Here is a 22,213-nt window from a genome sequence, read left to right as displayed (position 1 = left end):
TCAGCCGAACCTCTTCCACAGGGCGCCCTCGCCCATGCCTTCGACAAAAGCGGCATGGGCGGCCGCTTCCTCCGCGGTGATCCGGGGCGGCAGCGGTTCGGGGCGCGGGCCGGGCCGCCAGGTCGCGTCTGCCTCGCTCGTCCGGCCGCCGCCCTGCGCCGCGGTCAGCGCGAAATCCGGCTGCCGACCGCCGATAAGCTCCAGATAGACTTCGGCGAGGATCTCGCTGTCCAGCAGCGCGCCGTGGAGTGTCCGCGCGCTGTTGTCGATGGCAAACCGCCGGCACAGGGCGTCGAGCGACGCGGGCGAGCCGGGAAACCGCCGCCGCGCGATGGCCAGCGTGTCTATGGCCCGGTCCTCGGACAGGCCCGGCAGGCCCGCCCAGCCCAGTTCGGCATTCAGGAACTTCATGTCGAAGGCGGCGTTGTGAATCACCAGTTTCGCATCCCCGACGAAGTCGAGAAACGCCCGGCCGATCTCCCGGAACGTCGGCTTGTCCGCGAGGAATTCCTCGCTCAGCCCGTGCACGGCGAAGGCATCGGCGGGCATCGCGCGTTGCGGATTGATATACTGGTGATAGGTCCGCCCGGTGGGAACATGACCATTGAGCTCCACCGCGCCGATCTCCACGATCCGGTCGCCTTCGGACGGCTCGAACCCGGTTGTCTCGGTATCGAGCACGATCTCACGCATGTCGGCGCCTTTCCTTCAGCTCCGCGATCAGCGCCCGCACATCCGCCCGCGCGGCCTCCATCGATATCGTCTCGATGACATGATCGGCGCGGCGGCGCTTCTCGGCGTCGGGCATCTGGCGTCTCAGGATGGCGGCGAAATGGGCCTCGGTCATGTCAGGCCGCGACAGGACCCTGTCCTTCTGCACGTCGAGGGGCGCGGTGACCACCAGCACGCTGTCGAACTGCCCCTCGCTCCCGGTCTCGAAGAGAAGCGGCACATCGAACACGACGATCTCCGCCTCTGCGGTGTCGAGAAAGGCGCGCCGGTCCGCCGCCACGAGCGGATGCACCAGCTCCTCGACCTTCCGCAGCACATCCGCATCCCGCGCGATCAGCCGCTTGAGCGCCGGCCGCGACACGGCGCCATCCACCACCGCCTCGGGAAAGGCCTGTTCCATGGGCCCCACCGCCGGACCGCCCGCGCCGTAGAGGCGGTGCACCGCGGCATCCGCATCCCAGACGGGCAGTCCCTCGTCGTGAAACATCCGGGCGGTCGTGGACTTGCCCATCCCGATGGAGCCGGTCAGCCCCAGGGCCCAGGGTCGCGGGCTCATGCCAGCACCGCCGCCCGCGTCGCGTCATCCACCTCCGGCCGCCGGCCGAACCAGCGCTCGAATCCCGGAACCCCCTGGTGCAGCAGCATCCCCAGCCCATCCACCGTGCGACATCCCCTGTCCCGCGCCCCCCGCAGGAGTGGCGTTTCAAGAGGGGTGTAGACGAGATCCGTCACGAGTGCATCGGCCGACAGGCCATCGAGCGGCACGAGGAACGGACCGCCGCCCGTCATCCCCAGCGAGGTCGTGTTCACGACCAGCGCCGCATCCCGCAGCGCGTCGCCCGCCTGCATCCAGTCCCGCACCCGGATCGGGCCGCCCAGCTCCGCCCGCAGGGCTTCCGCAGTGGCCCGGGTGCGGTTGGTCAGCTGGACCTCCGACACGCCCGCATCCATCAACGCGACGATCACCGCCCGCGCCGCGCCCCCAGCCCCCAGGACCGTCGCGGCGCCAGCGGCCGGATCCCAGCCGGGCGCCCCCTGACGCAGGTTCTCAAGAAACCCGTAACCGTCGGTATTGTCAGCATGAATCCGCCCGTCCGCGAAGGTCAGCGTGTTCGCGGCCCCGATCCGCCGCGCGCTCTCCGTCACCTCGTCGGCCAGCGCCAGCGCGGCACGCTTGTGTGGGATCGTGACGTTCACCCCCGCGAACCCGGCCCTTGGCAGGGCGCGCAGCACCTCCGCCAGGTCGTCCGGCGCCACGTTCATGGGCACATAATGACCGCGCAGGCCGTAACGGGAAAGCCAGTGCCCGTGCAGCTGCGGGCTCCTCGAATGGGCGATCGGATGGCCGATGACGCCGGCGAGGGGAATGCCAGTCTCGCTCATGACGGGAGTGTTCCGCGAAGCATCAGCCAGGACAAGAGTTCCAGCAGGGGAATCCCGAGAATGGTGAAATGATCGCCACGGACCTGGGTGAAGAGCTGCACGCCCTCCTCCTCCAGCTTGTAGCCGCCGACGGAGTGGCGGATGCTCTCCCAGTTCCGGGCGACATAGGCCTCGAGCCAGTCCTCGGAGGGCCTGCGCATGGTCAGCCGCGCCTCTCCCACATGCCGCCAGACCGCTCCGCCCTCGTCATGGACCACCGCCGCCGACAGGAGCGTATGGCTGCGCCCCGACAGGAGCCGCAACTGGTCCAGCGCCTCGTCCGGAGTCTCCGGCTTCGACAGGATCTCGCCGTCATGGACCAGCACCTGATCGCAGCCGATGACCAGAGCCCCGGGCCGTCGGGCAGCCACCTTCGCCGCCTTCAGATCGGCCAGCGCATCGGCGATGTCCCGGGGCAGAGCTCCCTCCTCCAGCAGCGAATCGCGCACCGCGGATTCGTCCACCCGGGGCACCTCCACGTCGAAGGTGAGCCCGGCGTTCCGCAGCAATGTTGCACGAATGCCCGACCCGGACGCGAGAACGAGGGGGGATGACATGTTGATAACCTGTTGGCGAGGACGGGATGGAAACGGACAAACGGGGCCGGACCGGCGCCGGGTTCCGCTCTCCGGCCCCCGGGCGCCGGACCCGTCCCCGACATGCCACAGCCCGTCCCCATGGGCAAAGGACAACTCGCCCTGTGGACAGGTTCCGGGGTCCGGCGAAGTCAAGCGGCGGTTTCTCAGCCGCGGCCCGCATGCAACATTCAACTCTCTGACATAAAATGATTATTCTGCGCCCTGCAATGCCGGCCTGCCTGACTTTTGGTCATCCCCCGGTGGACAACACGGTGGAGAATCTGAGAGACGGCGGTTGTCCCCAGCTCCTTACAGCATCATCAGATCTTCTCTTTCCTGAGATGAAGAGAGGTAACCACGGGCCTCCGGCAGCGAATTGACAGGAGCTCCGGACCGGCCTAAGCAGCGACGAAGCCCGTCCGGGCCCGAATTTCCCCCACTCTTACGCGATGTGCCGGTCCCAGGGACCAGGCCGGGAGCGACCAGATGTCCCAATACCGCCTGAACCTCGCCGATCTGAAGGCGAAGAGCCCCAAGGATCTGTTGTCCATGGCCGAGGAGCTCGAGATCGAGAACGCCTCGACGATGCGCAAGGGCGACATGATGTTCGCCATCCTCAAGGAACGCGCCGACGAGGACTGGGTGATCGGCGGCGACGGCGTGCTCGAGGTGCTGCAGGACGGGTTCGGCTTCCTGCGCTCGCCCGAGGCGAACTACCTGCCCGGTCCGGACGACATCTATGTCAGTCCCGACATGATCCGGCAGTATTCGCTGCGCACCGGCGACACCGTCGAGGGCGTGATCCAGGAGCCGAACGACGCGGAGAGGTACTTCGCTCTCGTCTCGGTGGAGAAGATCAACTTCGAGGATCCCGAGAAGGCCCGCCACAAGGTGGCCTTCGACAACCTGACCCCGCTCTATCCCGACGAACGGCTGAAGATGGAGATCGAGACCGAGGCGGCGACCAAGGATCGCTCGGCCCGGATCATCGACCTCGTTTCTCCCATCGGCAAGGGACAGCGCAGCCTGATCGTGGCGCCGCCCCGGACCGGCAAGACGGTGCTCCTGCAGAACATCGCCCATTCGATCGAGGTCAATCACCCCGAGATCTACCTGATCGTTCTGCTGATCGACGAGCGGCCCGAAGAGGTGACCGACATGCAGCGGTCCGTGAAGGGCGAGGTCATCTCCTCCACCTTCGACGAACCCGCGACGCGTCACGTCGCCGTCAGTGAAATGGTCATCGAGAAGGCGAAGCGCCTGGTCGAGCACAAGCGCGACGTGGTGATCCTGCTCGACTCGATCACGCGGCTCGGTCGGGCCTTCAACACCACCGTGCCCTCCTCGGGCAAGGTGCTCACCGGCGGCGTCGACGCCAACGCACTCCAGCGGCCGAAGCGGTTCTTCGGCGCGGCGCGGAACATTGAGGAAGGCGGCAGCCTGACGATCATCGCCACCGCGCTGATCGACACCGGCAGCCGGATGGACGAGGTGATCTTCGAGGAGTTCAAGGGCACGGGCAACTCCGAGATCGTGCTCGACCGCAAGGTGGCGGACAAGCGCGTCTTCCCCGCCATGGACATCCTGAAATCCGGCACCCGGAAAGAGGAGCTGCTGGTGGACAAGGTGGACCTGCAGAAGACCTATGTCCTGCGCCGCATCCTCAACCCGATGGGAACCACGGATGCGATCGAGTTCCTGCTGTCGAAGCTGAAGCAGACCAAGACCAACTCCGAGTTCTTCGATTCGATGAATACCTGACGGGGCATCGCCCGGAGGGGGCTCTGCCATGGACACCATCTTTGCACTGGCCTCCGCGCGCGGACGGGCGGGGGTGGCGGTTGTCCGCATCTCCGGACCCGAAGCGCGGGCGGCGGCCGAAAACCTCGCCGGCGCCCTGCCGTGGCCGGGAAGATCCCTGCGCAAGCTCCGGTCCGGCGGCGATGTGCTGGACGAGGCGCTGGTCCTGACCTTCGCCGCCGGGGGCAGTTTCACCGGCGAAGAGGTGGCGGAGCTCCATCTTCACGGCAGTCCCGCCGTGGTGTCCGCCGTGTTGCGCGTGCTGGGGACCCTGCCCGGCCTGCGTGCCGCGACTGCGGGGGAATTCACCCAGCGTGCCTTTCTTGCCGGGCGGCTCGATCTCGCTCAGGTGGAGGCCCTGGCCGATCTGATCGACGCCGAGACCGAACGCCAGCGCGTCCAGGCCATGCGCGCCCTCGCCGGTGCACTCGGCAAGCGGGCGGAGGATTGGCGCCGCGATCTGGTGCGGGCGGCCGCCCTGATCGAGGCGACGATAGATTTCGCGGACGAGGACGTGCCCGAGGATGTCTCACCCGAGGTTGCGACGCTTCTCGGGACCGTCCTGAGGGACCTGCGCCGCGAATCCGCGGGCGTGGCGGCGGCGGAGCGGGTGCGGGACGGGTTCGAGGTGGCGATCCTCGGTGCGCCGAACGTGGGAAAATCCACTCTTCTCAATGCTTTGGCCGGGCGGGAGGCAGCGATCACGTCCGAAGTTGCGGGCACCACCCGCGACGTGATCGAGGTGCAGATGGAGCTGTCGGGCCTTCCGGTGACGCTACTTGACACCGCCGGTCTGCGCGAGGGTGGCGACCAGGTGGAGCGGATCGGCATGGAGCGTGCCCGCGCCCGGGCGGCGCTGGCCGATCTTCGGGTGCATCTCGTGGAACCGGGCGGTGTGCCGGCGGAGGAACTGCGCGAAGGCGATCTTGTGGTGACCGGCAAGGCGGACCGGGGCGGTGCCCCGGGCCTCGCCGTCTCCGGTCTGACGGGCGAGGGCCTCGACGCGTTGATCGCAGAGATCGTGGCCCGGCTGGAGCCCCTGGCCCAGGGCAGCGGTGTCGCGTCGCGGGCCCGGCATCGCGCGGCGATGGACCGCGCGGCAGACGCCCTGGACGACGTGATCGAGGGGCTTGATCGCATGGGCCAGACGCCCGATCTCTTGGCGCACCGCCTGCGCGAGGCGATCCTCGCCCTTGACGAGCTCGTGGGCCGGGTTGACGTGGAGCAGGTGCTGGACGAAGTGTTCGCCAGCTTCTGCATCGGGAAATGAGGATTGTTTCACGTGAAACATGACACCGACATCGTGGTGATCGGCGGCGGCCACGCCGGAACCGAAGCGGCCCACGCCGCTGCCCGCTGCGGCGTCCGCGTCGCCCTCGTCACCCTGTCCCGGGATACCATCGGCGTCATGTCCTGCAACCCCGCCATCGGCGGCCTCGGCAAGGGCCATCTCGTGCGCGAGATCGACGCCCTCGACGGGATCATGGGCCGTGTGGCCGACGCGGCGGGTATCCAGTTCCGCCTCCTCAATCGCAAGAAGGGCCCCGCGGTCCAGGGCCCCCGCGCCCAGGCCGACCGCGCGCTCTACCGCTCTGCCATGCAGGCGGAGATTTCCGCCGCTCCGCTGATCGAGGTGATCGAGGGCGAGGCCGTCGACCTCATCGACGAAGGCGGCCGCATCGCCGGCGTCCTTCTCGCGGACGGCACCAGCGTCCATGCCTCCGCCGTGATCCTGACCACCGGTACCTTCCTCCGCGGCGTCATCCACATCGGCGACGTCTCCCGCTCCGGCGGCCGCATGGGTGAATCGCCCGCGATCCGCATGGCCGAACGAATGGACGCCCTCAGCCTCCCCCTTGGCCGCCTGAAAACGGGGACCCCGCCCCGCCTCGACGGACGCACCATCGACTGGTCCCGCCTCGAGATGCAGCCCGGCGACGACGCGCCCGTCGTCTTCTCCTTCCTGAACACCGCGCCCACGGCCCGGCAGATCGCGTGCGGCATCACCCACACGAACGCGCGCACGCACGAGATCATCCGCGAGAACCTCTCCCGCTCTGCCATGTATGGCGGCCATATCAGCGGCGTCGGCCCGCGCTATTGCCCCTCCATCGAGGACAAGGTCGTCCGCTTCGCCGACAAGACCTCCCACCAGGTCTTTCTCGAACCCGAGGGGCTGAACGATCACACCGTCTACCCCAACGGCATCTCGACCTCCCTGCCCGCCGAGGTGCAGCAGGACTATGTCCGCTCCATCGAGGGGCTCGAGGAGGCGGAGATCCTCCAGCCCGGCTATGCCATCGAGTACGATTACGTCGATCCCCGCGCGCTTCAGCCCACGCTGGAACTCCGCGCAACGCGGGGCCTTTACCTCGCCGGTCAGATCAACGGCACCACGGGCTACGAGGAGGCCGCCGCCCAGGGCCTCGTCGCCGGCCTCAACGCCGCTGCGCAGGCGCGCGGCACGGCGCCGGTCACCTTCAGCCGTACCAGCAGCTACATCGGCGTGATGATCGACGATCTCGTCACCCGCGGCGTGAGCGAGCCCTACCGCATGTTCACCTCCCGCGCGGAATTCCGGCTCTCCTTGCGTGCCGACAATGCCGATCAGCGCCTGACCGCCTGGGGCCGCCAGATCGGCTGCGTCGGCGAGACCCGCTGGCAGGCGTTCGAGGAGAAACGGACGGCGCTCGAGGCTGGCCGCGCCCGCCTGTCCGCCCTTCGCCTGCCCGCCCGCGACATCGCCGCGATGGGCGTGCGCCTCAATGCCGAGGGACCGCCCCGCTCGGGGGTGGAGGCTCTGACCCTCGTCGATCTGGAGTTCGACGGGCTGCTGATCCTCGCCCCCGACCTCGCCGACATCGCGCCCGATATCCGCGACCAGCTGAAGCGTGACGCACTCTATGCGCAATACATCGAGCGCCAGCAAAAGGACGTCGAGGCGCTCAACCGCGACGAGGACCGCGTGATCCCCGACTGGATGGACTATGCTGCCATCGAGGGCCTTTCCAGGGAACTGGCCGGAAAGCTCTCCGCCGCGCGGCCCGCGACACTCGCCCACGCCTCCCGCATCGACGGCATGACGCCGGCGGCGCTCCTGCTGATCCTCGCCCGCATCCGCCGCGCCGAACTCGCGAAAACCTCGTGAGCCTGCGCGAACTCGGCGTCCCGGGCCTCGATGTTTCACGTGAAACACTGGAGCGTCTCGCGTCGCTTGAGGATCTTGTCGACAAGTGGACGCGGCGGATCAACCTGATCGCCCCCGACAGCCGCGCCGACATCTGGAACCGACATATCCGCGATTCGGCGCAGCTTGTCCCCCTCGCCCCGCGCCCGGCCGGTCCCTGGCTCGACCTTGGCAGCGGCGCCGGTTTCCCCGGTCTCGTCGTCGCCACGATTCTTGCAGAGCATTCCCCCGATACCCTGGTTACGCTGGTGGAAAGCGATACGCGCAAGGCCACGTTCCTGCGCACCGCCATCCGGACGCTCGGTCTCGACGCCGAGGTCCGCACCGACCGCGCGGAGGCCCTGCCTCCGCACAACGCCGCAATCGTCTCCGCCCGCGCCCTTGCCCCCCTGACGCGCCTCCTCGGCTTCGCCGACCGGCACCTTGCCGCCGAGGGAATCGCCCTTCTGCCCAAGGGCCGCGCCCGTGCCCCCGAAATAGACGAGGCAAGGGCCAACTGGGACTTTGCCCTCTCCGAAACCCGCAGTATCACCGATCCCGAAGCCGCCATTCTCAGGATCGAAAGGATCGTCCGTGTCTGACCCGAGCCGACCCCAGGTGCCCCGGATCTTTGCTGTCGCCAACCAGAAAGGCGGCGTGGGAAAGACCACGACGGCGATCAACCTGGGGGCCGCCTTGGCCGCGACCGGGCAGAAGGTGCTGATCATCGACATCGACCCCCAGGGCAACGCGTCGACCGGCCTCGGCATCGACCTCGGGGCGCGTCAGACGACCACCTACGACATCCTGATGGCCGGCGCGCCGCTCGCCGACGCCGTGCAGTCCACGAATGTGGCCAATCTCGCCATCATCCCCGCGACGACCGATCTTGCCTCCGCCGATATCGACCTCGTGGCCAACGAACGCCGCATCTACCTGCTGCAAACCGCCCTGCAAACCCCGGTCGGCCGGTCCTACGACTATGTGCTGATCGACTGCCCGCCCTCGCTCAACCTCCTCACCGTCAACGCCTTCGTCGCGGCCGACGCGGTGATCGTCCCGCTGCAGAGCGAGTTCTTCGCCCTCGAGGGCCTCTCCCAGCTCATGCTCACCATCCGAGACGTTCGCGAGCGCGCCAATCCAGGCCTGCGGATCGAGGGAATCGCCCTCACCATGCATGACGCCCGCAACAACCTCGCCCGCCAGGTCGAGGAGGATGCCCGCGAGAACCTTGGCGATCTGGTGTTCGAGACGGTGATTCCGCGCAACGTCCGCCTATCCGAGGCCCCGTCCTACGCCATGCCGGTGCTCGACTACGATCCGGCCAGCCGCGGCGCCCAGGCCTACCGCGCCCTGGCCGCCGAACTGCTCGCCCGAAACGCCTGACCGGAGACCGTCCATGTCCGATTCCCGCCCCAAGTCCCGCGGCCTCGGCCGGGGTCTCTCCGCGCTGATGGCCGATGTCGGCCCGACGGTGACTGCGCCAGATGCGCCGCGCGCGCCTGAACGGACGCTGCCCATCGACCGCATCCACCCGAACCCGGATCAGCCGCGCCGCAGCTTCAACGCCGATGCGCTGGCCGAACTGGCCGCCTCGATCCGCGAGAAGGGGGTGATCCAGCCCCTGATCGTCCGCCCCTCTCCTCGCACGCCGGAGGCCTTCGAGATCGTCGCGGGCGAGCGCCGCTGGCGCGCGGCGCAGCAGGCGCAGGTCCACGAGCTTCCGGTGATCGTCCGCGATTTCGACGACACCGAGGTGCTCGAGGTCGCGATCATCGAGAACATCCAGCGCGCCGACCTGAACCCGGTGGACGAGGCCGCAGGCTATCGTCAGCTTATGGACCGGTTCGGCCATACCCAGGATCAGCTCGCCACCGCGCTGGGCAAGAGCCGCAGCCACATCGCCAATGCCTTGCGCCTGCTTACCTTGCCCGACAGCGTGCGCCACCTGTTGACCGAAGGCCGCCTGAGCGCGGGTCACGCCCGCGCTCTCGTCGGCCACGACGAGGCCGAGGCGATCGCCGCCCGCGTGGTCAGCGAGGGCCTCTCCGTCCGAGCGGTCGAGGCGCTGGCGCGGCGCAAGCCGGAACAGACGTCTGCCAAGCCCCGGCGCACCGCCCCGGAGAAGGATGCCGACACCCGCCAGATCGAGGCCGAACTCGCGGCCGCTCTCGGGATGCGCGTCACCATAGATCATATCCCGGGCACCGAAGGCGGCACCCTCTCGATCCGCTACGCCGACCTTGGCCAGCTCGACGACCTCCTGCGCGCTCTCTCGGGCGGTTAACCGGGCACCAGCTCCCGCAGCACCGCGTTCAGCACCGGCCAGGCCTGCGCCGTCGCGGCCAGCCGCCCTCCCTCGAACCGCAGCCACCCTGCCTCCGCCAGTTCCCTCGCGGGCGCAGGGTCCCAGCCCAGCCGGTCCAGCCGCTCGACAGCCACGCCTTCCCGCAGGCGCAGCCCCATCAGCAGCATCTCCGTCAGCCGGTCCTCGTGCGAGAGCGGCGTCCGCTCTTCCTCGCCCGTCCCGGTTCGTTCAACCCCGTCCATCCACTTGCCCGGCGCCCGATGCGCCACCGTGGCCCAACGCTGCCCGTCCAGCGTCAGCCGCCCATGCGCCCCCGGCCCGACCGCTGCGTAATCCCCAGAGCGCCAATACACCATGTTGTGGTAACATACCGCATCTGGTCGCGCGTGGTTCGACACCTCATAGGACGCCATCCCCGCCGCTGCCGTCATCTCTTGAGTGACCTCCCACAGGTCCGCCGCCCGATCCTCGTCCGGCAATCCCTTCAGGCCCCCCGCCGCATGTCGCGCGCCAAAGGCCGTGCCTTCCTCGATCGTCAGCTGGTAGAGCGACAGGTGATCCACGGCCAGCGCCAGCGCCGCACCCAGCTCCCGCCGCCAGTCCTCCACCCCCTGATCCTGCCGCGCATAGATCAGGTCGAAGCTCACCCGCTCGAACACGTCCCGCGCGATCCCGAACGCCGCCCGCGCCTCGTCCGCGCTGTGCAGCCGCCCCAGCCGCCGCAGGCTTTCGTCATCCAGCGCCTGCACGCCCAGAGATACCCGCGTGACGCCCGCATCCCGGTAGCCGCGGAACCGCCCTGCCTCCACCGAAGTCGGATTGGCCTCCAGCGTCACCTCGAGATCGTTCGCCCTCGGCCAGGTCTCCCGCACCGCCTCCAGGACCGCGGCGACCGTCTCCGGCCCCATCAGGCTCGGCGTGCCACCCCCGAAGAACACGCTGCCAAGCACCCTCGGCCCCGTCTGCTCCCCGTACCTCCGGATTTCCGCCACCAGCGCCCTCGCCCAGCGCTCCTGGTCCACCCCCGCCACGACATGCGAGTTGAAGTCGCAATAGGGGCATTTCGCCTGGCAGAACGGCCAGTGCACGTAAAGGCCGAAGCCCCCCGCCTGCCAGTCCTCAGCCAAAGCACCCCTCGACCAGCGCGGCAAAGGCCCGCGCCCGGTGGCTGATCTCGTTCTTCTCCCAACGGTCCATCTCGCCGAAGGTCAGCTCATGCCCGTCCGGCTGGAAGATCGGATCGTACCCGTGCCCCTGGTCGCCCCGCATCGGCCAGACGATCCGTCCCGGCATGACGCCCTCGAACACCTCGTCATGCCCGTCGGGCCAGGCCAGCACCAGCGTGCAACGGAACTGCGCCCGGCGCGGCTCGGGGGCGGAGACCTCCTCCAGCGCGTTCCAGGTGCGGGTCATGGCGAGCGCGAAGTCCCGGCCAGACCCTGTTTCGGCCCAATCCGCCGTCCTGACGCCCGGATCGCCGCCCAGCGCGTCGATCGTCAGCCCGCTGTCGTCCGCGAGCGCCGGCAGGCCGGTGGCCCCCGCCGCCGCATGGGCCTTGATCCGCGCATTGCCGACGAAGGTGTCTTCCGTCTCCTCGGGCTCGATCAGCCCGTGATCGCCCGCCGAGGTCAACGCCACCCCAAAGGGCTCCAGCAGCGCCGCGATCTCCTCCAGCTTGCCCGCGTTGTGCGTGGCGACGACCAGCCGCTCTCCGTCGAACCGCCGGGTCATGCGACCGCCGCGCGCTGCGCCTCCGCGAGTGCCGCGCAGCCGGCCTCCGCCAGCGCCAGAAGCTGGTCCATCTCCCCGCGCGAGAAGGTCGCGCCCTCCGCCGACATCTGCACCTCGATCAGCCGGTTCCCGGCCATCACGAAATTGCCGTCGACGCCCGCCTCGCTGTCCTCCGGGTAATCGAGGTCCAGCACCGGCTGGCCGGCGTAGATCCCGCAGCTCACCGCCGAGACCGGGTCGCCCAGCGGATCGGTGCGCACCTCGCCTGCCTTCATCAGTTTGCCCACCGCCAGCTTCAGCGCGACCCATCCGCCCGTGATCGCGGCGCAGCGCGTGCCGCCGTCGGCCTGCAGCACGTCGCAATCCACGGTGATCTGCCGCTCGCCCAGCGCCACCCGGTCCACGCCCGCGCGCAGGCTGCGCCCGATCAGCCGCTGGATCTCCACCGTGCGGCCGCCCTGCTTTCCCGCGGTCGCCTCACGCCGCATCCGGCTCCCGGTGGACCGGGGCAGCATCCCGTATTCCGCCGTGACCCAGCCGAGACCCGTGCCCTTCAGGAATGGCGGCGGCCGGTCCTCGAGGCTCGCGGTGCACAGCACATGGGTGTCGCCCATCCGCACGAGGCAGGAGCCTTCCGCATGTTTCGTCACCCCCGTCTCGATCGAGACCGCCCTCAATTCGTCCAGTGCCCGCCCCGATGGCCGCATCGTCCGTCTCCCCTGATCCGCTCAGCCTCCCCTACCCCCGGCGCGGGGCGCAGTCCAACCCCGATTGACCTCCCCCGGCGGGTCGTTCTAATTGGGCCGCCCGTTCTCCGGAAACCGGACGTGACAGACAAGACCACCCTGATCGACGAGATGAACGACCGCTCGCGCGAAGTGTTTCGCCGGGTGGTCGAAAGCTATCTCGACACCGGTGCGCCCGTGGGCTCCCGCACGCTGACCCGCAGCATGTCCGAACAGGTCTCCGCCGCGACGATCCGCAACGTCATGCAGGATCTCGAGTACCTGGGCCTGCTCGGCAGTCCCCATGTCAGCGCCGGCCGGGTGCCGACGCAACTGGGTCTGCGCCTCTTCGTGGACGGCCTGCTGGAGCTCGGCGATCTCGCCGGTGAGGACCGCGAGAAGATCGACGCGACCCTGGGCTCGAACACCAGCGACGTGGCCGGCCTTCTCGACAGCGTCGGACAGGCCCTCTCCGGCCTCACGCGCGGCGCGAGCCTCGTGCTTGCCCCGAAACGCGCCGCGCCGGTCAAGCATGTCGAGTTCGTCAGCCTCGCCCAGGACCGCGCGCTGGTCGTGCTCGTCTTCGCCGACGGCCATGTGGAGAACCGCGTCTTCACCCCTCCGCCCGGCCAGACGCCCTCGTCCATGCGCGAGGCCGCCAATTTCATCAACGCGCTGGCCGAGGGCCGGACGCTTTCGGAACTGGCGGACGTCATGCGCCGCGAGATCGCCGCGCGCCGTCAGCAGATCGACGCGCTGGCCGCCGATCTCGTGGAACAGGGGCTGGTGCTCTGGCAGGACAAGGGGGAGGCCACGGAGCGGCTCATCGTCCGCGGACGCGGCAATCTCCTGACCGGAGAAACCGAGGCCGAGGACCTCGAGAGGATCAGGGAGCTCTTCGACGATCTCGAGCGCAAGCGCGACATCGCCGAATTCCTCGACCTGACCGAGGAAGGCGACGGCGTGCGCATCTTCATCGGGTCGGAGAACAAGCTCTTTTCGCTGACGGGTTCCTCTCTCGTCGTTTCTCCATATATGAACGCCGACCGCAAGATCGTCGGCGCCGTCGGCGTGATCGGGCCGACCCGGCTGAACTACGGCCGGATCGTGCCAATCGTGGATTATACAGCCCAGCTGGTCGGGCGCCTCATTTCCGACCGCGCGTGAAGGAACAGACATGGCCAAGCCGAAGAGCGAGCAGGAATTCATGGACGAGGTCGCCGCGGAGCTGCGCGGCGACGCCCAGCCGACCGACGGTGTCGCGGAGACCGGCCCGGAGGAGGAGGCGCCCGCAGAGGGCGGCGGCGAACTCGAGGCCCTGCGCGCCGAGAGGGACGAATTCAAAGACCGTTTCGTGCGGGCGCTGGCCGAGGCCGAGAACGTCCGCAAGCGGGCCGACCGCGACCGCCGCGAGGCGGAGCATTACGGCGGAACGAAGCTGGCGCGCGACATGCTGCCGGTCTTCGACAGCCTCAGCCGCGCGCTCGAGACCGCCAACGACGAAAGCCGCGAGGTCTCGAAGGCGCTGCTCGAGGGCGTGGAGCTGACGATGAAGGAGCTTCTGAACGTGTTCAAGAAACACGGGATCGAGCCCATCGCGCCGGAGGTCGGCGACCGCTTCGATCCGCAGGTTCACCAGGCCATGTTCGAGGCGCCTCTGCCCGGCACGAAGGCCGGCGACATCATCCAGGTCGCCGCCGTGGGCTTCATGCTCCACGACCGCCTCCTGCGCCCCGCGCAGGTCGGCGTCAGCTCCATGCCCGCGGGCTGACCCGCTTCGGGGACGGCGGGTTGAAACTCCACCCTACGCCCTGAGCGGTCCCGGGGACGGTAGGTTGAAACCCCACCCTACGCCCTGACCGGGTCCGCGGATGGTGGGTTGAAAACCCACCCTACCCCCCCCGTAGGGTGGGTTTCCAACCCACCACGACCCCACCACGACGCTGGCCCGACCCCCCCCCTCGGTCGGGCCTGTTCGTCGCGGCACCCGATGGCACGACCCGGCAAAGATCCCGTGACCCCACCGTCCCGAAACCGTTCCGTCCGGAGAACACAGAAATATCAATCACCTGCCCCACTGTCCACGCGTGGACGCCCTACCGGTCCCGCCCCAGAAGCCCCTTCAATTCATAGACGAGTTCCAGCGCCTCCCGCGGCGACAGCTCGTCCGGCAGGACCTCCCCCAGCCGCGCCTCGACCTTCGAAGGCCCCGCCCGCGACGCCGCCGGTAACGGCGGAGGAGCCGCCGTGAACAGGGGCAGATCGTCGATCACCGCGGCCCCCCTGCCACCGCTCTCCCGCTCCCCTTTCTCCAGCGCCTCGAGCACCACCCGTGCCCGGTCCACCACCGCCGCCGGCAGACCTGCCAGCCGCGCCACCTGCACGCCGTAGGACCGGTCCGCCGTCCCCCGCCGCACCTCGTGCAGAAAGACGACCTCCCCCTCCCATTCCTTCACCGTGACGGTCGCGTTCTCGACCCCCTCCAGCTTGCCCGCCAGCTGCGCCAGCTCGTGGTAATGGGTGGCGAAAAGAGCCCGGCACCGGTTCACCCCCTGCAGATGCTCCAGCGTCGCCCAGGCGATCGACAGTCCGTCATAGGTGGAGGTCCCCCGCCCGATCTCGTCGAGGATCACCAGCGCCCCCTCGTCCGCCTGGTTCAGGATCGCGGCCGTCTCCACCATCTCCACCATGAAGGTCGACCGCCCCCGCGCCAGGTCGTCCGACGCGCCCACCCGGCTGAAGAGCTGGCTCACGATCCCGACCCGCGCCGATTCCGCGGGCACCCAGGCCCCCATCTGCGCCAGCACCGCGATCAGCGCGTTCTGCCGCAGGTAGGTCGACTTGCCCGCCATGTTCGGACCCGTCAGCAGGTGGATCCGCGCCTCCGTCAGGTCGCAGTCGTTGGCCACGAACGGATCGCCCGCCCGCCGCAGCGCCTCCTCCACCACCGGATGACGCCCGCCGCGGATCTCGAAGGCGGTGCCCTCCTCCACCACCGGCCGGCACCAGTCCCGCGCCCGCGCCAAGTCCCCCAGTCCGGCGGCAAGGTCGATCTCCGCCAGCGCCCGTGCAAGAGACATCAACCGGGGCGCCTCGGCAAGCACCGCGCGCGTCAGCTCCCCGAAGATGCGCCGCTCGATCTCCAGTGCCCGCCCGCCCGCGTTCAGGATGCGGGTCTCCAGCTCCGACAACTCCACCGTCGTGTAGCGATACTGGTTCGCCGTGGTCTGACGGTGGATGAACCGCTCGCCCAGCGCCTGCATCTTCTCGACATGGGTGGAGGTGACCTCCACGAAATAGCCCAGCACGTTGTTGTGCTTGATCTTCAGCCCCGGAACCCCCGCCTCCTCGGCAAGATCCGCCTGCATCCCGGCAATGACCGACCGGCCCTCGTCCCGGAGCCTGCGCGCCTCGTCCAGCTCCTCGTCATGGCCCGGGGCGACAAAGCCGCCGTCGCGCGCCAGAAGGGGAGGCTCGGCCACCAGCGCCGCCTCCAGCAGCTCCGTCAGCGCCCCCTGTCCCACCAGATCGCCCAGCGCCTCCGCCAGCAGCCCCGGCAGCGTCGCCCCCTCCAGCAGCGCCGCGATCTCCGCCGCCTGCTCCAGTGCCGCCCGCACGGCGGCGAGGTCTCTCGGTCCACCCCGTTCCAGCCCCAGCCGAGACAGCGCCCGGTCCACGTCGGGAACCCGCCGCAGCCTCTCGCGCAGCCGGTCGGCGAGGTCGGGCGTCTCCACCGCCCAGCTCACCGCCTCCTGCCGCGCGCGGATGTCCTCCAGCCGGCACGAGGGCGCCGCGACCCGCCGCTCCAGCAGCCGGGCGCCGGCGGCCGTCACCGTCCGGTCCACCGCGGCCAGAAGCGAGCCCGCGCGCCCGCCGTCCGTGCCGCGCGTCAGCTCCAGCGACCGCCGGGTCGCGGCGTCGATCTGTATCGCCGCCCGCTCCGCCTCCCTCTGCGGTGGCTGCAGGAGCGGCAACTTTCCGCGCTGGGTGATCTCGATGTAATCCACGAGCCCCGCGAGCGCAGACACCTCCGCCCGGCCGAAGGTGCCGAACCCGTCCAGCGTCTCCACCCGGAACACCTCCGCCAGCCGCCGCGCGCCGCCCGTGGAATCGAAGGACGTGCCGGCGAGCGGCGTCACCGCGGCGCCCAGATCCTCCCCAAGTGCCCGCAGATCCCGCTCCAGCGCCTCGGGCAGCAGAAGCTCCCGCGCGCCGAGCCGCGCGAGTTCAGGTCCCAGCCGCATCCGGCTGCAGGGCGCGACCCACAGGGCACCCGTGGAGATATCCACCCAGGCCAGCGCGGCGCCGTCCCGCACCTCGGCGTAGGCGGCCAGGAAATTGTGCCGCCGCGCATCCAGAAGCCCGTCCTCGGTCAGCGTGCCGGGCGTCACCAGACGCACCACGTCCCGCTTCACCACGGATTTCGAGCCGCGTTTCTTCGCCTCCGCCGGGTCCTCGAGCTGTTCCGCCACCGCGACGCGGAACCCCTTGCGGATCAGCGTCAGCAGATAGCCCTCGGCGGAGTGCACGGGCACGCCGCACATGGCGATGTCCTCGCCCAGATGCTTGCCCCGCTTCGTCAGCGCGATGTCCAGCGCCTCGGCGGCCGCCACGGCATCGTCGAAGAACATCTCGTAGAAATCGCCCATCCGGTAGAACAGCAGCGCGTCGGGGTGCTGGGCCTTGATGTCGAGATACTGCGCCATCATCGGCGTGACCGGGGCGGTCATGGCGTTGCCGTCACGAAACTGTTGCATTGCATCGCGCGTTACCCAAGCTCAGGACCCTGAAGGTCTCGCATGGTCTAGTGAATGTCTCACGGGGATGCACCCCTCCGCCTCTCCGGCATTCCGCCTGTGGCCCGCGGGGCGGAGCGGCGTGTCTATCTTCATCCTCTCCACGCGGATCGGCTGCTGAAGGTGCTCGACGTGCGCCCGCCCCGTCGCCGCCTCAGCCTGCGCCGACTGTCGCGGGCGGTCCTGAGCTCTGTGGACCTGCGGTCGTCGCGTGCCGAACAGGCCGAACAGGCCCGGGCCTTCCTCCGCGCGCCCGACGATGCAGGCGCTCCGCCCTTCTCGCGTTCCTACGGCTATGTGGAGACCGACCTCGGCTGGGCCCTCGAGGTGGAGCGGATCACCCTCGGCAACCGCGCCCTCGGACCGACGCTGCGGACCCTGGCGGAGGAGAAGGCCCTCGACGCGCCGCTCATCGCCCTGCTCAACGATGTAGTCGGGCGCATCGACCGCTGGAACCTGCGCGCCAGCGATCTCAACCCGAAGAACTTCGTCCTCGGAGACCGGGGCGGCGAGCGCCAGTTCGTTCTGGTGGATGGCGTGGGCGACATCCACGCGATCCCGGTGCGCAGCTGGTCCGACCGTCTGAACCGCCTCGCCAACGGCCACGAGTTCCGGCGCTACGCCAGCCGACTGGGCCTGAGGTGGGACGATCACCGGCGCAGCTTTGCCCCCGCCCATTGACATGGCCCGTCGCACCTGACTTTTCCGCACAAGAAGTTCTTGGGAGGGGACGATGACGAAGCAGAGGCTGACGCGGGAGGACGCACTGACGTTCCACATGGAGCCCGTACCGGGCAAGTGGGAGGTCAACGCCACCGTCCCGATGACGACCCAGCGGGACCTGAGCCTCGCCTACTCCCCCGGCGTGGCCGTCCCCTGCGAGGAAATCCGCGACCGGCCCGAGACCGCCTACGACTACACCAACAAGGGCAACCTCGTCGCCGTCATTTCGAACGGCACCGCCGTGCTGGGCCTCGGCAACATCGGCGCGCTGGCCTCCAAGCCGGTGATGGAAGGCAAGTCGGTGCTCTTCAAGCGCTTCGCCGACGTCAACTCCATCGACCTCGAGATCGCCACCGAGGATCCCGACGCCTTCTGCGAGGCGGTGCGGCTTCTGGGACCGACCTTCGGCGGGATAAACCTCGAGGACATCAAGGCGCCCGAATGCTTCATCATCGAGCAGCGCCTCAAGGAAGAGATGGACATTCCCGTCTTCCACGACGACCAGCACGGCACCGCCGTGATCTGTGCCGCCGGGCTGATGAACGCGCTGCACCTGTCGGGAAAGAAGATCGAGGACGTGAAGATCGTCCTCAACGGCGCCGGTGCGGCGGGCATCGCCTGCATCGAGCTTCTGAAGGCCATGGGCGCGCGGCACGACAACTGCATCGTCTGCGACACCAAGGGCGTCATCTACCAGGGCCGCACCGAGGGCATGAACCAGTGGAAATCGGCCCACGCCGTCAGAACCGACCTGCGCTCCCTCGAAGAGGCGATGAATGGCGCGGACGTGTTCCTCGGCGTGTCGGTCAAGGGCGCGGTCACGCCCGCGATGGTCGAGAGCATGGCCGACAACCCGGTCATCTTCGCCATGGCGAACCCCGATCCCGAGATCACCCCCGAAGAGGCCCACGCCGTCCGCGTCGACGCCATCGTCGCCACCGGGCGCAGCGACTATCCGAACCAGGTCAACAACGTGCTGGGGTTTCCCTATCTCTTCCGCGGCGCACTCGACATCCACGCCCGCGCCATCAACGACGAGATGAAGCTGGCCTGCGCCCGCGCCCTCGCCGAGCTTGCCCGCGAGGAGGTGCCCGACGAGGTGGCGCTGGCCTATGGCCGGAAACTGACCTTCGGCCGCGACTACATCATCCCCACGCCCTTCGATCCGCGGCTGATCCACCGCATCCCGCCCGCCGTGGCGCGCGCGGGCATGGACACCGGCGTCGCGCGCCGTCCGATCGTGGACATGGACGCCTACGAGACCGGCCTCAAGGGCCGGATGGACCCGACCGCCAGCATCCTGCGCAGCCTCAACAACCGCGCCCGCGCGGCCCAGGCCACCGTGGTCTTCGCCGAAGGGGACGATCCCCGCGTCCTGCGCGCGGCGGTGGCCTATCAGCGGAACGGCTTCGGCCAGGCTCTCGTGGTGGGCCGCGAGGACGACGTGAAGAAGAAGCTGGAGGCCGAGGGGCTGGGCGACGCCGTGCGCGAGCTGACCGTTGTCAACGCGGCCAACACTGCCCATCTCGAGACCTACAAGGCCTTCCTCTACCAGCGGCTGCAGCGCAAGGGCATCGACCAGCAGGACGTCCACCGCCTCGCCGCCCGCGACCGCCACGTCTTCGCGGCGCTGATGCTGGCGCACGGACATGCCGACGGGATGGTGACCGGCGCCACGCGCAAGTCGGCCCATGTGCTCGAGCTGATCAACCATGTCTACGACGCGGCGCCCCACGACGGCGCAGTGGGCGTGACGGCGGTTCTCGCGCGGGGCCGGATCGTGCTGATCGCCGACACCCTCGTCCATGAATGGCCCGACGAGAACGACCTCGCCGACATCGCCGAACGCGGCGCGTCGGTCGCCCGGGCCTTCGGGCTCGTGCCGCGCGTGGCCTTCGTCAGCTTCTCGACCTTCGGCTATCCGGTGTCCGAACGGGCGGCGAAGATGCACGCCGCGCCCCGGGTGCTCGACGAGCGGGGGGTCGATTTCGAATACGAGGGCGAGATGGCCGTGGACGTGGCCCTGAACCCGCGCTCCGCCGAGGCCTATCCATTCTCGCGGCTCACCGGCCCCGCGAACGTGCTGGTGGTGCCCGCGCGGCATTCGGCGTCGATCTCGGTCAAGCTGTTGCAGGAGATGGGCGGCGCCACGGTGATCGGCCCGATCCTGTCGGGCGTGCACAAGCCGATCCAGATCTGTTCCACCGTCTCGACGGTGAACGACATCCTCAACATGGCGGTGATCGCGGCCTGCAACATCGACTGAGGGGCGGGGTGGGTTGAAAACCCGCCCTACCCGGGTGACCGTAGGGTGGGTTTTCGACCCACCCTCCGCCCGGCCCGCCGTGGCGCCCCCGGACGAACCCCGCTACCCTCCCGCCAGCGTCGGAAAGGAGCCCCGCCATGGCCGTCTGGAACCTCGGCTCGATCAACGAGGACATCGTCTATTCCGTCCCGCATATCCCCGGCCCGGGCGAGACGCTGGCGGCCACGGAAAAGCGGCACTATCTCGGGGGAAAGGGCGCCAACATGTCCGTGGCGCTGGCCCGCTCCGGCGCGCAGGTGAAGCATATCGGCGCGCTGGGCGCGGACGGCGACTGGATCGTCCTGCGCCTGACGGAGATGGGCGTCGACACCCGCTTCATCGCCCGCACCGCCCAGGGGACCGGTCACGCGGTCATTACCGTCGACAGCAACGGTGAGAATGCCATCACCCTCTGGCCCGGCGCCAACCGCGAGATCCCGCTCGAGATGCTGCAGAGCGCCCTGTCGGAGGCCCGCACCGGCGACCTCTTCGTCACCCAGAACGAGACCAACATGCAGGAGGAGGGCGCCCGCATCGCCCGCGACATGGGGCTGTCCGTCGCCTATGCCGCCGCGCCCTTCGACGCCGCCGCGACCCGCGCGATGCTGCCCCACGCCGACCTCCTGGTTCTGAACGCGGTCGAGGCCGAGCAACTGCGCGAGGCGACCGGACAGGGGCCCTCGGACCTGCCCGTGCGGGACGTGATCGTCACGCTCGGCGCCCGCGGCTGCGACTGGGTCCGGGGCCCCGACATCCTGCATTTCGACGCGATCCCGGTGACCCCCGTCGATACCACCGGCGCGGGCGACACCTTCACTGGCTATCTGCTCGGGGGTCTCGACCGGGGCCAGCCCATGCCGCAGGCCATAGGCCAGGCGATCCGCGCCGCCGCGCTCATGGTCACCCGAAAGGGCACGGCGGACGTGATCCCCGACCTTCTCGAGGTACAGGAGTTCCGGCCGTAGCTGGGGGCGCTGCCCCCTCCGCCGAAAGCCGCGAGCTTTCGGCGTTCACCCCCGGGATATTTCCGGCCAGAAAAAGCGATGGCGGGGCGCGGTCAGGCGATGCCGGTCCCCGGGGGCAGGGCCGCCATGGTCCGCCGCACCCAGTCCGCCACCCGGTCCGGCGCTTCCTCGTGCATCAGGTGCCCGAGACCGTCCCATTCCTCGACAGCGACATCGCGAAGACCCGCCACGCCCGCTCGCACCGAAGCGGGGGGCACGGCGCCATCCGCCAGCCCGACGAGACAGCGCACCGGGCTTCCGATCCGGTCGCGGCGGGCCAGGAGACCCTCCAGGGACCATTGCGACATCATCCCGAGCACCCCGTCCACATGGCCGCGGTCCCGGACCAGCCGGTAGTAGAGATCGAGCCCCTCCGGCCCGAGACGGGAGCCCGTGCCCTCAATGAGTCGCCGCACGGTCGACCGGGTCACCGTGCCCGTGAACAGCGAGGCGCTGAACGGATTCAGCGCCAGCACCTTCGCCAGCATCGGAAACAGCCAGCCCGCGGCGCCGCGGAAGTTCTGCAGTGCGGGATTGATCGCCAGGACCGGCACCGGCTCGGTCAGAGCCATCCGCAAGGCCACGGCGGCGCCCGCCGAATGGCCGATGAGCGCCGCGGGCCGCCAGCCCTCCCGGGCCAGCAGCGCCCCCAGATCCTCCGCGACCCCGTCGAGGCCCAGCCGCGCGCGGGCGCCGCACTGGCTGAAGCCCTGGCCCGGCAGGTCCACCGCCACGACATGGAAGGAGTCCGCCAGCCGCGGGAAGAGCCCGCGCCAGCTCTGCGTCGCGCCGCCCGCGCCGTGGATCAGGACCAGCGTCGGGCCGGTTCCCGCCTCCTGCACATGCCAGCGGTGCGGCCGGCACAGCACGAAGCGCGAATGCTTTGTCAGCGGCCAGCCCTGCGCGTCCTCGGGCCAGCGCAC

Annotated in this window: 20 protein-coding genes; 11 read left to right on the top strand and 9 right to left on the bottom strand. The window is 69.4% G+C overall.

Features of this window, described 5'->3' with window-relative positions; all coding sequences use genetic code 11:
- From dnaQ to EAT49_RS07695, 4 genes are read right to left on the bottom strand one after another with little or no spacing between them, the layout of a single operon-like run.
- Window positions 1-693: a DNA polymerase III subunit epsilon gene (gene dnaQ, locus EAT49_RS07710; RefSeq protein ID WP_123641712.1), complete on the bottom strand. Its 693-nt coding sequence runs from the start codon at window positions 691-693 to the stop codon at window positions 1-3.
- The gene (gene coaE / locus EAT49_RS07705; RefSeq protein ID WP_123641711.1) at window positions 686-1,288 is read right to left on the bottom strand and encodes a dephospho-CoA kinase; all 603 of its coding nucleotides are present in this window, start codon (window positions 1,286-1,288) and stop codon (window positions 686-688) included. The genes dnaQ and coaE overlap by 8 nt, the downstream gene beginning before the upstream one ends.
- Window positions 1,285-2,115 carry a shikimate dehydrogenase gene (locus EAT49_RS07700; protein ID WP_123641710.1) on the bottom strand — a complete coding sequence of 277 codons (831 nt, stop codon included), beginning with the start codon at window positions 2,113-2,115 and terminating at the stop codon, window positions 1,285-1,287. Before EAT49_RS07700 ends, coaE begins: the two co-directional genes overlap by 4 nt.
- Window positions 2,112-2,711, bottom strand: coding sequence for a Maf family protein (locus EAT49_RS07695; protein WP_123641709.1), 600 nt, complete (start codon window positions 2,709-2,711; stop codon window positions 2,112-2,114). The genes EAT49_RS07700 and EAT49_RS07695 overlap by 4 nt, the downstream gene beginning before the upstream one ends.
- A 507-nt stretch (window positions 2,712-3,218) precedes the next feature.
- Between EAT49_RS07695 and rho the strand changes: the two genes are divergently transcribed.
- The 6 genes from rho to EAT49_RS07665 are packed head-to-tail and all read left to right on the top strand — an operon-like array spanning window position 3,219 to window position 9,985.
- Window positions 3,219-4,493 (top strand): transcription termination factor Rho, encoded by a 1,275-nt coding sequence (rho, locus tag EAT49_RS07690; protein ID WP_123641708.1) that lies wholly within the window; start codon window positions 3,219-3,221, stop codon window positions 4,491-4,493.
- Window positions 4,494-4,521: 28 nt separating this feature from the next.
- Window positions 4,522-5,802 (top strand): tRNA uridine-5-carboxymethylaminomethyl(34) synthesis GTPase MnmE, encoded by a 1,281-nt coding sequence (mnmE, locus tag EAT49_RS07685; protein ID WP_123641707.1) that lies wholly within the window; start codon window positions 4,522-4,524, stop codon window positions 5,800-5,802.
- A gap of 3 nt (window positions 5,803-5,805) precedes the next feature.
- A complete protein-coding gene (gene mnmG, locus EAT49_RS07680) occupies window positions 5,806-7,680 on the top strand; it encodes a tRNA uridine-5-carboxymethylaminomethyl(34) synthesis enzyme MnmG (RefSeq protein WP_123641706.1) in 1,875 nt (624 codons plus the stop codon).
- Window positions 7,677-8,300, top strand: a complete 624-nt coding sequence (locus EAT49_RS07675) for a 16S rRNA (guanine(527)-N(7))-methyltransferase RsmG (protein WP_342773822.1) — start codon at window positions 7,677-7,679, stop codon at window positions 8,298-8,300. The genes mnmG and EAT49_RS07675 overlap by 4 nt, the downstream gene beginning before the upstream one ends.
- Window positions 8,293-9,084 carry a ParA family protein gene (locus EAT49_RS07670; protein WP_123641705.1) on the top strand — a complete coding sequence of 264 codons (792 nt, stop codon included), beginning with the start codon at window positions 8,293-8,295 and terminating at the stop codon, window positions 9,082-9,084. The genes EAT49_RS07675 and EAT49_RS07670 overlap by 8 nt, the downstream gene beginning before the upstream one ends.
- 13 nt (window positions 9,085-9,097) lie before the next feature.
- The gene (locus EAT49_RS07665; RefSeq protein ID WP_123641704.1) at window positions 9,098-9,985 is read left to right on the top strand and encodes a ParB/RepB/Spo0J family partition protein; all 888 of its coding nucleotides are present in this window, start codon (window positions 9,098-9,100) and stop codon (window positions 9,983-9,985) included.
- On the opposite strand, the gene hemW is transcribed toward EAT49_RS07665, so the two are convergent.
- From hemW to rph, 3 genes are read right to left on the bottom strand one after another with little or no spacing between them, the layout of a single operon-like run.
- Window positions 9,982-11,133, bottom strand: a complete 1,152-nt coding sequence (hemW, locus tag EAT49_RS07660) for a radical SAM family heme chaperone HemW (protein WP_123641703.1) — start codon at window positions 11,131-11,133, stop codon at window positions 9,982-9,984. The two genes, EAT49_RS07665 and hemW, sit on opposite strands and share 4 nt — an antisense overlap.
- Window positions 11,126-11,737, bottom strand: coding sequence for an RdgB/HAM1 family non-canonical purine NTP pyrophosphatase (rdgB, locus tag EAT49_RS07655; RefSeq protein WP_123641702.1), 612 nt, complete (start codon window positions 11,735-11,737; stop codon window positions 11,126-11,128). The genes hemW and rdgB overlap by 8 nt, the downstream gene beginning before the upstream one ends.
- Entirely contained in the window at window positions 11,734-12,444 is a 711-nt protein-coding gene (rph, locus tag EAT49_RS07650) for a ribonuclease PH (protein ID WP_123641701.1), read from the bottom strand. The genes rdgB and rph overlap by 4 nt, the downstream gene beginning before the upstream one ends.
- Window positions 12,445-12,594: 150 nt before the next feature.
- On the opposite strand from rph, the gene hrcA reads away from it, so the two are divergent.
- On the top strand, window positions 12,595-13,629 hold the full coding sequence (hrcA, locus tag EAT49_RS07645) for a heat-inducible transcriptional repressor HrcA (protein WP_425459517.1): 1,035 nt from the start codon (window positions 12,595-12,597) through the stop codon (window positions 13,627-13,629).
- Between the two features lie 10 nt (window positions 13,630-13,639).
- Window positions 13,640-14,233 (top strand): nucleotide exchange factor GrpE, encoded by a 594-nt coding sequence (locus EAT49_RS07640; protein ID WP_123641699.1) that lies wholly within the window; start codon window positions 13,640-13,642, stop codon window positions 14,231-14,233.
- Window positions 14,234-14,558: 325 nt separating this feature from the next.
- On the opposite strand, the gene mutS is transcribed toward EAT49_RS07640, so the two are convergent.
- Entirely contained in the window at window positions 14,559-17,219 is a 2,661-nt protein-coding gene (gene mutS / locus EAT49_RS07635; RefSeq protein ID WP_246003791.1) for a DNA mismatch repair protein MutS, read from the bottom strand.
- 54 nt (window positions 17,220-17,273) lie between these two features.
- Between mutS and EAT49_RS07630 the strand changes: the two genes are divergently transcribed.
- From EAT49_RS07630 to EAT49_RS07620, 3 genes are all read left to right on the top strand, one after another.
- A complete protein-coding gene (locus EAT49_RS07630) occupies window positions 17,274-17,939 on the top strand; it encodes a YrbL family protein (RefSeq protein ID WP_123641698.1) in 666 nt (221 codons plus the stop codon).
- A gap of 52 nt (window positions 17,940-17,991) precedes the next feature.
- Window positions 17,992-20,247, top strand: a complete 2,256-nt coding sequence (locus EAT49_RS07625; RefSeq protein ID WP_123641697.1) for an NADP-dependent malic enzyme — start codon at window positions 17,992-17,994, stop codon at window positions 20,245-20,247.
- 137 nt (window positions 20,248-20,384) lie between these two features.
- The gene (locus EAT49_RS07620; protein WP_123641696.1) at window positions 20,385-21,251 is read left to right on the top strand and encodes a ribokinase; all 867 of its coding nucleotides are present in this window, start codon (window positions 20,385-20,387) and stop codon (window positions 21,249-21,251) included.
- A 92-nt stretch (window positions 21,252-21,343) separates the two neighbouring features.
- Here the strand turns inward: EAT49_RS07620 and bchO are convergent, their stop codons facing one another.
- On the bottom strand, window positions 21,344-22,213 hold the full coding sequence (gene bchO / locus EAT49_RS07615; protein WP_123641695.1) for an alpha/beta fold hydrolase BchO: 870 nt from the start codon (window positions 22,211-22,213) through the stop codon (window positions 21,344-21,346).

This window comes from Histidinibacterium lentulum (assembly GCF_003789055.1).
GTDB lineage: Bacteria > Pseudomonadota > Alphaproteobacteria > Rhodobacterales > Rhodobacteraceae > Oceanicola > Oceanicola lentulus.
Note: the sequence above shows the minus strand (reverse complement) of the source record. Positions and strands in the feature narration are given on the sequence as shown.